The 13,799-nt window shown below is 69.5% G+C and carries 9 protein-coding genes; 5 read left to right on the top strand and 4 right to left on the bottom strand.

Annotation, left to right across the window (positions count from 1 at the left end):
• Positions 1-43: 43 nt before the first annotated feature.
• A complete protein-coding gene (locus VGO20_RS05075) occupies positions 44-418 on the bottom strand; it encodes an ArsR/SmtB family transcription factor (protein WP_327501212.1) in 375 nt (124 codons plus the stop codon).
• A gap of 358 nt (positions 419-776) precedes the next feature.
• Between VGO20_RS05075 and VGO20_RS05070 the strand changes: the two genes are divergently transcribed.
• The 3 genes from VGO20_RS05070 (at position 777) to VGO20_RS05060 (ending at position 9,238) form a co-directional block, all read left to right on the top strand.
• Entirely contained in the window at positions 777-1,241 is a 465-nt protein-coding gene (locus VGO20_RS05070; RefSeq protein ID WP_327501211.1) for a hypothetical protein, read from the top strand.
• A 98-nt stretch (positions 1,242-1,339) separates the two neighbouring features.
• Complete coding sequence (locus VGO20_RS05065) at positions 1,340-8,536, top strand: polymorphic toxin-type HINT domain-containing protein (protein ID WP_327501210.1); 7,197 nt, start codon at positions 1,340-1,342, stop codon at positions 8,534-8,536.
• 9 nt (positions 8,537-8,545) lie between these two features.
• Positions 8,546-9,238, top strand: a complete 693-nt coding sequence (locus VGO20_RS05060) for a DUF6882 domain-containing protein (RefSeq protein ID WP_327501209.1) — start codon at positions 8,546-8,548, stop codon at positions 9,236-9,238.
• Positions 9,239-9,256: 18 nt separating this feature from the next.
• Here VGO20_RS05060 and VGO20_RS05055 read toward each other — a convergent pair whose 3' ends face one another.
• The 3 genes from VGO20_RS05055 to VGO20_RS05045 are packed head-to-tail and all read right to left on the bottom strand — an operon-like array spanning position 9,257 to position 10,908.
• Positions 9,257-9,829: a hypothetical protein gene (locus VGO20_RS05055; protein WP_327501208.1), complete on the bottom strand. Its 573-nt coding sequence runs from the start codon at positions 9,827-9,829 to the stop codon at positions 9,257-9,259.
• Positions 9,829-10,284: a DUF305 domain-containing protein gene (locus VGO20_RS05050; RefSeq protein WP_327501207.1), complete on the bottom strand. Its 456-nt coding sequence runs from the start codon at positions 10,282-10,284 to the stop codon at positions 9,829-9,831. The genes VGO20_RS05055 and VGO20_RS05050 overlap by 1 nt, the downstream gene beginning before the upstream one ends.
• A gap of 18 nt (positions 10,285-10,302) precedes the next feature.
• Positions 10,303-10,908, bottom strand: a complete 606-nt coding sequence (locus tag VGO20_RS05045) for a c-type cytochrome (RefSeq protein WP_327501206.1) — start codon at positions 10,906-10,908, stop codon at positions 10,303-10,305.
• Between the two features lie 249 nt (positions 10,909-11,157).
• Between VGO20_RS05045 and VGO20_RS05040 the strand changes: the two genes are divergently transcribed.
• Both VGO20_RS05040 and VGO20_RS05035 read left to right on the top strand, forming a co-directional pair.
• The gene (locus VGO20_RS05040) at positions 11,158-11,955 is read left to right on the top strand and encodes a hypothetical protein (protein ID WP_327501205.1); all 798 of its coding nucleotides are present in this window, start codon (positions 11,158-11,160) and stop codon (positions 11,953-11,955) included.
• 172 nt (positions 11,956-12,127) lie between these two features.
• Positions 12,128-13,612: an FAD-dependent monooxygenase gene (locus VGO20_RS05035; RefSeq protein WP_327501204.1), complete on the top strand. Its 1,485-nt coding sequence runs from the start codon at positions 12,128-12,130 to the stop codon at positions 13,610-13,612.
• Positions 13,613-13,799: the final 187 nt, after the last annotated feature.

The raw sequence follows: 13,799 nt of genomic DNA, 5'->3' as shown, positions 1-13,799 counted from the left end.
GGAACGCGGCACCTTCTTCCCGCCCGGGGCATGCGGGAGGGCATCAGGCGGCGCTCGATGCCTTCCCGCCGGGCTCGGCTACGCTGCCCGGCGCGCAGCAGGCCTCGTCGGCCCCCGGGCTGCCGCAGCAGTTCTCCATCAGGAAGCCGACGACGCCGTCCATGACCTCGTAGTCGGCGGAGTAGATCAGCGACCGGCTCTCGCGGCGCTGGACGATGAGCCCGGCATTCGTCAGCACGGCGAGGTGGAACGACAGCGTCGCGGACGGCACGCCCAGCGCCTGCGCGATCGCGCCCGCCGCGCGGCCCCTGGGACCGGACTGCACGAGCAGGCGGAAGATCTCCAGCCGGGTCTCCTGCGACAGGGCGCCGAGCGCTCCGAGCACGTCCTTCTGCGCCAGCTTTGCGGTGGTCGGCATCGGTCATCCCATGGCTTCGGAGGTTCGTACGTCATTTCCAGAACAATGGAGATGTAACGACGAGCGGCGCTTCGTCAACTCCCGAGGGCGCGCGGCAGGCCTCAGACGTCGAGTCGCGTCACTCCGCGCCGGGCGCGGCCGGGTCCGGCCCCCTGCATGACGATCCTTTCGGCGCCGGACGCAAGCTCATCCAACGGTCCGGTCATATGACCTCCGTAAGCGCTTGATCCTACCGAATGGCGAGTTCATGGTGCAAAAGTATAGAAAGTAAATACCCCCTTCGACGGAGACCATCGTGAAATCGGTTAAAGTGCTTGCTGCCGCCGCTGTCTTTGCCACGCTTTCTGCATACTCTGGTGTGGCACATGCCGGCCAAGGCTTCTACATCACGTTCAGTGCTGGGACGGATTTTCCGACCACGACGATCGGCAACATCAACTACAAGAACTGGTACGAGAAGGACCTCACGCAGGGCAAGTCCATCCCCGGCAACACTTCGACGAAGCTCTACACCGAGCATTGCGCCGCCTTCTTCGGCTGCGGCTCGGAGAAGGGCGACCAGTCCCTTCCGGACGACGGGATCCTCTGGTCGGTGATGAACGGCACCAACAGCGTCGTCAACTTCTGCCTCAGCAATAACTACCCGATCAGCAGCACCTGCGGCGTCCAGGGCGGCGGCGGTTCCCAGTTGATCTACGACAACTGGATCGCGGGCTGCTACGTGCCCAATGGCGGCTACACGTGCACCGTGACCTCGATGAACCAGTCCGGCGACCAGATCGCGATCACCTACTCGCTCGGCCTGCCGGCCCTGAAGAAGTGACGGCACGCGGCGGCGCCTCCGGCGCCGCCGCGCCCCCCGAAATCCTGGACAGAAACCGCAGGGCCCGCACCAGCCTGGGCCAGCCTGGGGAGGACGACATGCGCCTCAACGACGTTCGACGCTTCGCATGGACCATGCTGGCGGGCATCGCGCTTCTGATACCGGGAGGCCTGCTTCCCGGAGGAACGGCGCCCCTCGCGGCCGACGCCCCCGGCGTGGCGTTCCCGGACACCACGACGGTCGACGGCAACGGAGCGGCGACGTTCACCCTGCCGCTGGCCCTTCCCCAGGGGACGGGCGGCCTCACGCCCAAGCTGTCCCTCACCTACAGCAGCCACCAGGACGACGGCCTGCTCGGCGTCGGCTGGATGCTGTCGGGGACCCATACGGTCGCCCGCTGCGCGCCGACGATCGCCCAGGACGGACACACCGGCGGGGTCACCTTCACCACCCAGGACCGGTTCTGCCTGGACGGCCAGCGCCTGGTCCCGATCGAGGGCGGCGCGCAGGGCGGCGACCAGACCGTCTACCGGACCGAGGTCGACGGCTTCGTCAAGGTGGTCTCGTACTGGAACGGCGGCCAGTCCTGCGGCGGGGGACCGTGCTCGTTCAAGGCCTTCGCCGGCAACGGCACGGTCGTCACCTTCGGGACCGAGGGCACGGGCTTCGCGGGCGTAGGCGCGCCCCCAGGCGTCGTCGCGGTGTGGGCCGTGCGCTCGATCACCGATTCCGACGGCAACTTCATCACCTTCGACTACCAGTCGCAGTCCGCGACCGGCGAATACCAGCTCACCGGCGTGACCTATAGCGGCGTCGGTCTCACCGACACCCGCGGCGTCGATTTCACCTACGAGCCCAACGCCCCCGTCGAGGCGGTCACCCGCTACCAGGGCGGGGTCGCGACGACGACGACGGTACGGCTCAAGCAGATCGTCGTGAAGACGACGATCGGCGGGCAGGCATCGCCCGTCGCGACATATTCCATCGGGTACGAGACCGGCCCGACGACCGGGCGCAGCCGGATCGCGACGGTCACCGAATGCGGGCGGACCGGCCAGTGCGCGGCCCCCCTCGCGCTGGCCTGGTCCGATCCCGCCGGGACGGCGGGCGGCCCGGCCTACACGGCGACCAGCGGCATCGCGACGAACCTGAGCGCGGACCAGGCCAACGACCTGTTCTTCGCCGCCGACTTCGTCGGCGACGGGCGTTCGGGACTGGCGCGGATCAACACCCAGAGCGGGCTGGTCGACGTCCTGACCTACAACCCCTCGGGCGGGACCTTCACCAAAACGCCATGGCGCTCCCAGCCGTCGAGCCAGTGCGCCTCGGCGGCGCTGGTCGGCGACTTCAACGGCGACGGCCCGGTCGACATCCTGTGCATCGGCGTCTACGGGTCGACCTTCTCCGGGACGACCTACTCGACCGACCCGCGCACCGGCGGCGTCGTCACGACGGCCTGGAAGCCCCAGAACTCTCCGAGCACGAGCAACAAGCGGTTCCTGTCCAGCGACGTGAACGGCGACGGGATCACCGACCTGGTCCTCCTGGGCGTGGTCGGGCAGAACCTGAGCGTCACCTCCTACCTGGGCCAGCCCTCGGGCGTGTCCGGGCAGCCGGTCGGCGGCCCGAGCACGCCGGCACGGTTCACCTCGCTGGCGACGGCCGGCATAGAGGCGACCGACCTGACCGGCGACGGGACCGCGGAGCTGGTCTATCCCGTCGTCTCCGGCAGCACGCTCCAGCTCCAGGTCGTGCCCGACCTGACGAACCCGGCCGCGACGGCCCGAAGCTGGGCGCTGCCCGGGATTCCCACCTCCGTGGCGAGCCAGTTCGACCTGACCTTCGGCGACCTGAACGGCGACGGCATCCAGGACCTGGTCGGTATCTTCGACAGCACCGGCGGCAGGACCGTCAAACGGTACCTCGCGACCGGCACCGAGCTGAACGAGGTCGCCGGCACGATCGCCTTCGGCCAGCAGGTCGCCTCGGTCGTCGTCGAGGACTTCAACGGCGACCACATGGCCGATTTCGGGGCGTTGCGCCAGTACGGGTCCGGCGGCCAGCTTTCGGTCGTGCTCTCGGGCGGGAGCGCCACGCCCCAGACCTGGGCCACGTTCACGCAGCCGCTCAGCACCACCTCCCCGGTCCTGCAGGGAGACTTCACGGGCCGCGGCTTCGCCGACATGGTCCAGCTCACCGTCCGGTCGGGAAGCTGGCAGGCCGAGACCTTCTTCGGCGCGCCCTATACCGTCGCGGGCCTGAGCGAACCTCCGCCGCCGGACACGCTGGTCTCCGTCGCCAACGGGGTCGGCGCCACCACCACCCTCACCTACGCGCCGCTCAGCAACACCTACGGCCCGGTCTACGCCAAGGGCACGGCGTCGGCGTATCCCTACCAGGACGTCCAGGACGCCACCTACGTCGTGTCCCGCCTCGACAGGTCCGACGGCATGGTGGACTGCGCGGGCCCGGACGCGGCCGGCCACTGCTTCACCTACACCTACGCCTATGCCGGCGCGGTCACGAACCTGGAGGGCCGGGGCTGGAGCGGCTTCACCTCGGTGACCTCGTTCGACCCGCAGGCGGAGCGCGCCAGCGTCACGGTCTACGAGACGCAGTTCCCGTTCACCCATCTGGCCACCGACCAGCAGATGCGGGCGATCCTCGGCGACCGCCTCGTGCCGATGAAGGCCCAGCCCCTGGTCAAGCAGTCCTGCACGATGAGCACCGGCGGGACGCCGGTCGGGACGAGGACCGACGGCGCACCGGCCGACTGCGCCCAGCAGGCGGCCACGCCGGCCAAGGCGTTCTTCCCGGGCGTCTACCAGGTCCAGCAGGTGGCGGAACTGTCGAGCATGTACCCGAACCCGGACGGGAACGCGCCCGATCCGCAGCCGGCCTACACGCTGGTCGAGACCTACGCCTATGACGGCTTCGGCAACGTCACGCTGGTGTCCGACCTCGGCGACGCCGCCGACGCGGACTCGGCGCCGGTCTACACCTGCGCGACCTACAACGCGCCGCCGACCGACCTGAGCGCCCAGGGGCAGTGGCGCCTGGGCTACGTCATCGACCACAAGATGCGCATGTCGGCGGCAGGCTGCCTCGACGGCAGCGCCTTCGCGGGCTGGACGCCCGGCACCGACCTGACCTGGGAGCGGAACGGCTACGACGGTTCCTGGCAGGTCCTCTACAGCGCCCGCTTCCTCGACGCGCGATCCCCCGACGCCCGGAACGCCACCTGCGCCGCACCGGTCGCGGGCGGAACCTGGCTGTGCACGTCCTACGGCTACGACGCCTACGGCAACGTGACCGCCAGCACCGACCCGCAGGGCGCCACCGAGACGTTCGGGTTCGACGCGACCTTCCACACCTTCCCGGTCACGCGGACGTCACCCCCGGTCGGGGGCGGCGACACGCTGACCGTCAGCCGCACCTTCGACCTGGCGCTGGGCGTCGTCCTGTCGACGACCGATCCCAACGGCAACACGACCGGTGCCAGCTACGACGACTTCGGCCGCCCGCTCGCCGCCACGGCACCGTCCCCGACCGACGGCTCGCAGGTGCAGACGACGGCGGTCTCCTACGCGGCGGGCACGCCCGCCGGATGGACGACGACGACCTCGTCGTGCACGGACTGGCGGGATTGCGGCCAGGCGTCCGACGCCTGGTCCTGGACCAGCGTGTCGTATGACGGCATGGGGCGCGAGTACGCGACCGTCCGCAAGGGCGCGGCCGGGGACGGCCCCGTGGTCCTCGAGACCGTCGCGTTCGACGCCGCCGGCCGCGTCGCCGCCCGGTCGCTCCCGTATTTCGCCGATACCGGGACGGCCGCCTTGAACCGGACGGACTACGATGTCTACGACCGCCCGGTGCTGACCTGCGGCCCGCCGGACGCCGTGCTGGGCACGTCGACCGTCCAGACCTGGATCTACGACAACGCCGCGCGGACCACGACCCGGAACACCTATTCCGCCGCGAGCTGCGCGGCATCCACCAGCGAGGCCAGGAGCCTGGTGCAGACCACGGTGTCGTCCTACGATACCAGGGGGCGGACGCTGAGGACGACGGCCCCCGACGGCGGCGTCGGCACCTTCGCCTATGACGGGCTGTCGCGGATCGTCGAGCGCGTCGGGCCGCTGGATTCGAACGGCAGCGACACGACCGTCTACGCCTATGACAGCCTGAGCCGGACGACGTCGCAGAGCGACCCGACGCGGGGCACGATCGCGCTCGCCTACGACGCGCTGGGCAACGTCGTCTCGACGCGGGACTCGGCCGGCAACACCGTCACGCAGACCTTCGACGCCCTGTCGCGTCCACTCGAGCGCACGTTGGTCGACGCGGGCGACGTGGCCGTCGAGACCTCGACCTTCGGCTACGACACCGGCGCCAACGCCAAGGGGCGGATGTCGAGCGCCGCGAACGCCACCGTCGCGCACACCATGGCCTACGACCGGATGGGCAACCAGTCCGCGTTCACGACGACCGAGGGCGGCACGACCTTCTCCTTCGGCGCCCTGTTCGACCCGCTGGGCCGCGAGACGGCGGCGGTCGGCGCCGACGGCTCCGTCGTCGAGACCGTCTACGGCGCGGACCTCAACCTGCAGTCCGTCAACTACTGCGCGGCGGGCGAGTCCGCGTTCCGCACGATCGCGGCCTATGGCGACTACACCGCGCTCGGCCGCTACCAGACGCGCAGCTACGGCAACGGGCTGGCCTCGCGGTTCTCCTACGACGTCGTGGGACGCCTGACCGCCAGCACGGCGACGTCGGGGACGACGGACCTCTCGTCCATGACCTATGCGTGGGGCGCGCAGGACAACCCCGTCAACGTGCTGAGCCGGATCACCGACACGCTCGCGGCCGGCCAGTCCCAGACGCTGGGCTACGACGTCATGGGCCGGCTGACCAGCGCGGCCGGACCCTATCCCGATACCGCCCTGACCTACGACGCCGGCGGCAACATCACGAGCTGGCGGACGGGATCGCAGACCACGATCTTCGAGACCGACCCCGCGGCCGCCTACCGGTTGAGCGGCAGCGAGACCGGGACCGGCCGCGACACCTACGACTATCTCGGCAATGGCGCCCTGTCGGCCCGGACGGGCGGCGGCGGCGCCGACGCATGGGCCTACGCCTACGACCCCGAGGCCATGCTGACCGGCGTCTCGCTGAACGGCGGCGACGTGTCGGACATGGCCTACGGTCCCGACAAGTCGCTCGCGGTCGAGAGGGACGCCGACGGGACGACGACGGTCTGGCTCGGCCCCGGGCTGCACCGGACGGCCGCGGACACCGGCACGCTGTGGACGACGTCGATCTCCGGTCCCGACGGCATCGTCGCGACGATCACCACGGACGGCTTCACTCCGTCGGCCGGGCAATCGACCTGCCTCGCGGCGCTGGGCTCCACCACCGCCGGCAGCCGGAAGGCGGATGCCGGCGCGCCCGGCTGGCCCGTCTCCGGCGCGACGGTGGCGGCGGCCGGCGCCGTCGGCCTGCCGGGCGGGCTCATCCTGCTGGTCGGCGGATGGCGCCGGCGGGACGGCGCCGGGGCGTGGCTGCGCCGCACCCTCGTGGCACTGCTGGCGTCCACCGTCGCGTTGGCGGGGACCCCGTGGCCGGCGCATGCCGATCTGGTACCGGGCCCGAACGGCGCGGGGATCGAGCAGACCGGGATCCGGTACTTCCACCGCGACACCGTCCTGAGCCCCAACCTGGTGACGGACGCCGACGGCAAGGAGACGGCGCGCGTCGCCTATCTTCCCTTCGGCGGCCTCAACGAGCCCTCCAGCGCTGGCGTCGACGATTTCCGCGAGAAGTTCGGCGGCCGCGACCAGATCGCGACCACCGGGCTGCTGAACTTCGGGGCGCGGGTCTACGACCCGGCGCTCGGCCGGTTCCTGACGCCGGACCCGGCGGGGCAGTTCGACAACCCCTACAGCTATGCCGGCAACGACCCGTTCGGCCATGCGGATCCCGACGGGCGCTTCTCGACCGAGGCTTATTTCGGCGGGGCCGGCCTGACCCACCAGCCGCCCGCCACGGCCGCCGGGGGCGGTGCTGCGTCGTTCTCGCCGGGCAAGGTGCTGCTGCATATCGGCGAGGCGGTCGCCCTGATCGCGATCTCCGTCGCCTTCCCCGAGGTCGGGGTGGCGATCGGCGTCGCCTTCGCCGCCTACGACGCGGTGAAGTTCGTGCGCGACCCGTCGCTCGAGAACGGGCTGGCGCTCGGCTTCGACGTGGTGACGCTGGGCTTCGGCGGCGAGGCCGACGCGGCGGAGGCCGGGATCGAGGACGCCGTCCACTCGGAAGGCGCGGGGATGGAGGCGACGAAGGGCGACGAGCCGCTCGACTCCGGCCTCGCCAACGACGGCCATGACGGCCAGCAGAAGGCGCCCGGCGGGGACGAGGCGTCATGCGGCGCCGCCTCCTTCGCCGGCGGCACGCCCGTCCGGACCCGCGGCGGCCCCGTCGCGATCGAGGACCTGCGGGTCGGCGACGAGGTCCTGGCCGGGGGCGACCCGGCGGACGCGGCGTGGCGCCCGGTGACGCGCCTGTACTCCCGGGTGGCCGAGGACGCGCTCGACCTGACGGTCGGCGGGGAGACGCTGCGGACCACGGCCAGGCACCCGTTCCTGGTCGAGGGCGGCGACTGGACCGAGGCGGCCGAGCTGCGGCCCGGCCGCACCGTCGTCCGCGCCGACGGCACCGCCGCAGAGGTGACGGAGGTCCGCCCCGTCGGGGAAGCGGTCCGCGTCTACAACCTGGAAGTCGCCGACCTCCACGTCTACGCCGTTGGCGAGGACGGCGTCCTCGCGCACAATGTCCTGACGGTCACCTGCGCCTACGACCCGAACGGCAGGAAGACGACCGCCCAGACGACCATCACCCAGGCGGACCTGGATACGGGGACCGGGACCAACAAGACGACGCGGGACTTCGTGAAGGACGAGGCCGGGTTCACGAAGCTGTCCGGCGGGAAATACGACCCGAACTCGGGGCTGACCGACGAGTTCCCGGATGCCGGGCACATCTTCGCGAACCGCCTCGGCGGGAGCGGCAGGGACGTCGAGAACATCTTCCCGCAGTCCCGCAGCATCAACCGGGGCCAATACCGGGTGTTCGAGGGGCAGGTCTACGACTACGTCGATACCAACGGAACGGTGTCCGCCAGGGTCGATTTCATATACGAGGACTCGACCGCGGTGGCCTCCGAGGTGCGGTACCGGGTTTATCAGGGAAACAAGAAGGTCTTCGACGTGACGTTCGGCAACTACACCTCGTTCTGAGGGCTGCAGATGACGATGGACCCATCCATCCGCGACTTCGCCCAGCATGCGGGAGCGGGCCTGTCCCAGCTCCTGCTGATGGCCGACCTGGCCCGGAAGCGGAACTTCGCCCACGACCTGGACGAGGGGACGATCGAGTTCGAGCCGGACATAAGGCTGGGGGTCGAGGTGCTGGGCATCGCCAACGACGAGAGCGGCGACTGGGTCTGGGCCTGGGACACCACCACCTGCGACTTCGCCGACAAGGTGCTGGTGCGGGCCCGGGCGCTGAAGGCGCTCGGCGAGAGCACGGGCGAGCCGCTGTTCACGCAGCCGCGGATCGACATCTCGGGCGCGGTCGGGGGCGACGAGATCGCGCTGCTGGCGGCGGCCCGCTGCGGGGGCAAAGGCTGGTTCGTCTTCCCCCTCCAGGGGAAATGGCGGGTCTACGTGGTGGTGACCGACGACGGGGGCCACCTGCCCCCGCCCGGCGAACGGCCGGCGCTGTTCGTCGTACGGGTCATCCGGCGCATGGTCGAGGCCTATGGCTTCCTCGACCACCGCGTCCCGGTGCGCGCATATCTCGAACACGAGCGGTACACGGTCGCGCAGGACGGACCAGCGCGCCTGGTCGCGGACTCGCCCCGGGCCGGCCGGCTGGTCGCGAGTTTCGACGACCGGCACCGGCTGTCCAGCGTCGAGACGGAAGAAGCGTCGGGCTGAACGTCCAGGGGCATACCTCTAGTCCGGCGGCGGCTCGGGCAAGCATTCCAGATAGCCGCGATACCCGACCCTGAGGCTGTCTCCGACCTCGAACACCATGGTCGCCTCCCGGCTCGCAAGGCCGTCCCTGATCTCGTTCAGTTCCCCTGGTACCGGGGCGACGAGCGCTCGGATCGGTTCGGCGACCAGGGCGAAATCATCGGCCTGCCCGCCGCCGGCCGCCGCGGGTTCCGCCGGCGCAAGCTCCAGGACGATCAGGCTCCCGTTCAGCTTCAAGACGCCGCGGGGCGTCGACGCGCCCGATCCCGCGCCCACCGCCAGCACCGGCCTGCCGGTGCTCGTATAGCGGAACTCGCAGCGGGGTCCCGCGCCGACCGCCATGCGGATCTCCGCATCCTTCATCGTGTGGGGATCGAGGGTCGGGACGTGCGCGCCGTCGAGCACGGCTTGCACGGTCATGATCCTGGCTGGCTCGGGGGCTCGTACGGCGTCGATCGCATCGTCCGGCGCGTCGGCCTCGCCGCACCCCGTGAGCAGCCCGAGCCCGGCGATCAAGCCGGCGATCAGGAGGAAAGGGAAAGCGCCTTGCATCAGTCCCGCGCCTCCAGGTCGGCGGCAAGGTACTTCATCTCCGCGATCTCGCGTTCCTGGGCCTCGATGATCTCGTCGGCGAGCTTGCGGACGCGGGGGTCCGTGATCTGGGCGCGCTCACTGGTCAGAATGGCGATCGAGTGATGCGGGATCATCGCCCTCATGTAATCGACGTCGTCGACCGTCGCCTGGCTCCGCACGAGCCACAGGGACAGGGCGAACACGGCCACGGAGCCGCCAAAGATGGCGAGGTTGACCGCCCGCTTCCTGTACATGTTCAGCATGTAGCCGAGCATTATGACGGACATGGTCGCGCCCATGACGAGAGCCATCCAGGCGCGGGTCTCGCTCCAGAACACATGCTCGAATGCATAGGTGTTCAGGTACATCAGGATGTACATGACGATGGTCGAGGTTGCGATCATGGCGGCGAAGCGCCAGTAGGACATCTGCATGCCTTCCGTCTTCCGGACTCAGTTTGCGTGGCCGCTGCCGCCGTGGTGCCCGCCGCCCTCCTGGGCGTCGCCCAGCGCCGCATACTGCTCGGGCGTCATGCCGGGCAGTTGCTTCACGAAGGCGGCGATGCTCCAGAGCGTCTCATCGTCGTGGGATGGTCCGAACGCAGGCATTCCGGTCATCTTGATCCCATGCCTGACGATCCAGAACACTTCCTCCGGTTCCCACTCGGCGGCCGCCTCGGCAAGGTGCGGCGGTCGCGGTCGCATACCGCTTGCCCATTCGGCCCGCTCGACGCCTGGTCCGGCATGGCAGTGCTGGCACGTCGATTTGTAGGAACCGGCCCCCACCGCGATCATCTCCGCGGTCACGGCTTCAGGCGCGACGATGTCGTCGGCACGGCTCTCGACGGAGTTGTGGAAGGTGGTATCGAACGCCCACCGAGTGAAGGAGGCATGTTCTTCCGTCGCAGCGACGTTGTACGACCCGGTATAGACGACGAACAGGCCGACGATGCCGAGCAGCGCCAGGACGGCCACGGCGCCCGCAACGACACCTAGTCCTGCCGATTTCTTCCAGTCGCCCACACGTTTCCCCGGCAAAGGTTCCTCGTAATCGCCCATTCAGGGTCTTGGCCGCTCCCACCTCCCAACGCGATATCATGGGCGTGGTTCCCTTGATCGCGGCAGCGTGGCGCCCAGGCCATGACGCCGAACGGCCTGCGCACGTCCATGGAACGGCCCCGACGCCGCCGTTCCGCCCATGACGGACGGTGGAAGCTTTCCCGCCAACCTTGTTACTCCCGTCACCTTCCGGCCCGCCCCTAACGTCTTCTCGACCAGCACGAAGCCGTTTCGAAACCGCCGAGGCGCGTGGCGAATACGGGATATCAGGAGGATAGAACGATGAAATCGACATGGGCCGCGCCGCTCGTCGCAATCGGCCTTATCGGCGCATCGGCGTTTGCGGGGGCGTTTACGGGCGAGGCGGCCGAGACCGGCATCGACCGGATGCCGGCCGAACTCGAGGCCCGGTTCGCCCTGAGCGCCCTGCCTCCGGCGCTGCGGGAAGAGGCGACGGTTCATCTTCTCGACCCGGCGAAAGGCTACGAGCTTTTGCGGGAGGGGACCAGCGGCGTGACGTGCCTCGTGCAGCGCACCGTCTGGGAAATGGGCGACTTCCGCAACGACATCTACATCCCCCTCTGCTACGACGCGGCGGGCACCGACACCTATCTGAAGGTCATCATGGACGCGGCCGCCCTTCGCGCCGAGGGAATGGACGTCGACGCGCTGAAAGCCGAAGTCGCGCGCCGGTACGAGGACGGGACGTACGAGGCCCCGGAAAAGCCGGGCCTGTCCTACATGGTTTCGCCGGTATACCGCACGATCGGACCGCCCGACCTGAAGGTCCATACCCTGTCCATGCCGCACGTGATGTTCTACGCCCCGAACGTGTCGAACGAGGACATCGGAGCGGCGCCGGATCTTGCCGATCACTCGAGCCTTCACAGCCCCTTCATCGACAGGCAAGGCATCGACGAGCAGAGCTACATGATCCAGCTCGTCGGGGAGGCGGAGAAGGCGAAGATCCTGGCGGACGAGAAGGCGCTTCTCGATGATCTCTGCGCCTATCGCGACGTGTTGTGCATTCCCGCTGCGAAGCCCTGACCCGTACGTCCAGAGCCGCGCGAGACTACCCGTTCGCTGCAAATAACGATCGGAAAAGGAGCACTATCGCCTCTGCTCTGATATGTGGTGCGCAAGGGACTTGCTTCAAGATCCGGGTCATCCCGTAAAACCGCCGACCGAAGCCACAAACTACGAGGTCACGGATATGCGGATGTTACTGCCGAGAAGCGAGTCCCGCGCGGTGGTGATCGCCGGGGGCGGTCCGACCGGGCTGACGCTGGCCGGCGAGTTGGCATTGGCGGGCGTCGACGTCGCCATCGTCGAGCGGCGCGCCGACGCGGAACTCACCGGCTCACGCGCGGGCGGCCTGCACTCCCGGACCATCGAGGTCCTCGATCAGCGCGGGATCGCCGATCGGTTCCTTTCGCAAGGACAGGTGGCCCAGGTCGCGGGGTTCGCCTGGATCCCTCTGGACATCAGCGACTTCCCAACCCGGCACAATTACGGTCTCGCGCTGTGGCAGAACCACATCGAGCGCATCCTCGCCGACTGGGTCGGCGAGCTGTCGGTGCCGATCCATCGCGGATGCGAGGTGACGGGTTTCGCACAGGACGATACCGGCGTCGACGTCGAGCTGTCCGACGGCCGGTCGCTGCGGGCAGGTTATCTCGTCGGATGCGACGGTGGGCGCAGCCTGATCCGCAAAGCGGCCGGGATCGGCTTCCCTGGCTGGGACCCGACGATCAGCAACCTGATCGCCGAGGTCCGGACGACGGGGGAGCCGGAATGGGGCCTCCGCCACGACGCCATGGGGGTCCATTCCTTCGCCAGGCTGGGAGACGACGGGACGGTGCGGGTCCTGGTGACGGAGCAGCAGCCCGGCCGCACCGGCGAGCCCACCCTGCGCGATCTCAGCGAAGCGCTCGTCGCCGTGTACGGGACCGACTACGGGATCCACGACCCCACCTGGATCTCCAGGTTCACCGACATGACCCGGCAGGCGGCGTCCTACCGCAAGGGGCGCGTGCTGCTCGCCGGCGACGCCGCGCACGTGCATTACCCGGCGGGCGGACAAGGCCTCAACATCGGCGTCCAGGATGCGGTGAACCTGGGGTGGAAGCTGGCCCAGGTCGTCAAGGGGGCCTCGCCGGAAAGCCTCCTGGACACCTACCATGCCGAGCGGCACCCGGTCGCCGCCCGCGTGCTGCGCAACACGATGGCGCAGGTGGCGCTGCTCCGCCGCGCGGAGGAACGCACCACGGCCTTGCGGGAGACCGTTTCCGAGTTCCTCGGCATGGACGAGCCCCGCAAGCGGCTCGCCGCGATGATGTCCGGCCTCGACATCCGTTACGATCTCGGCGAGGGGCACCCGCTGCTCGGGCGCCGAATGCCCGATCTCGACCTGGTCGCCGCCGACGGTCCGCTGCGCGTGTTCACGCTGCTGCACCGCGCCCGGCCGGTGCTGCTCCATTTCGGGAAGCCCGGGCGCCTCGACATCACGCCATGGGCCGATCGGGTCCGGACGGTCGAGGCCACCTATCCCGGTACCTGGGAGCTTCCGGTGCTTGGCACGGTCCCCGCCCCCACCGCCGTACTGATCCGGCCCGACGGATATGTCGCCTGGGTCGGAGAGGAGACCGAGCAGGGGCTCGCGGAGGCGCTGGCCACCTGGTTCGGACCGCCTGCTGCGGGGTAGCGCCGTAGGTGCCTTGCGAGGCGAGCGGACCTCGACGAGGCCTCCCGCGACGCCCAAACACCAGAGCCCAAGTTCTGGTCGAGGCTCTTGCCGAGCCAGTACAAAGTCGGCTGCCGTCCGGCATGATCCGTGAGGCCGCTGAGGCGCTGGCCGGCGCGCCGGCAGTCGGCGCCGGCGGTCGGCGGAT

The organism is Arenibaculum sp. (genome assembly GCF_035998295.1).
GTDB lineage: Bacteria > Pseudomonadota > Alphaproteobacteria > Azospirillales > Azospirillaceae > DASYHS01.
Note: the sequence above shows the minus strand (reverse complement) of the source record. Positions and strands in the feature narration are given on the sequence as shown.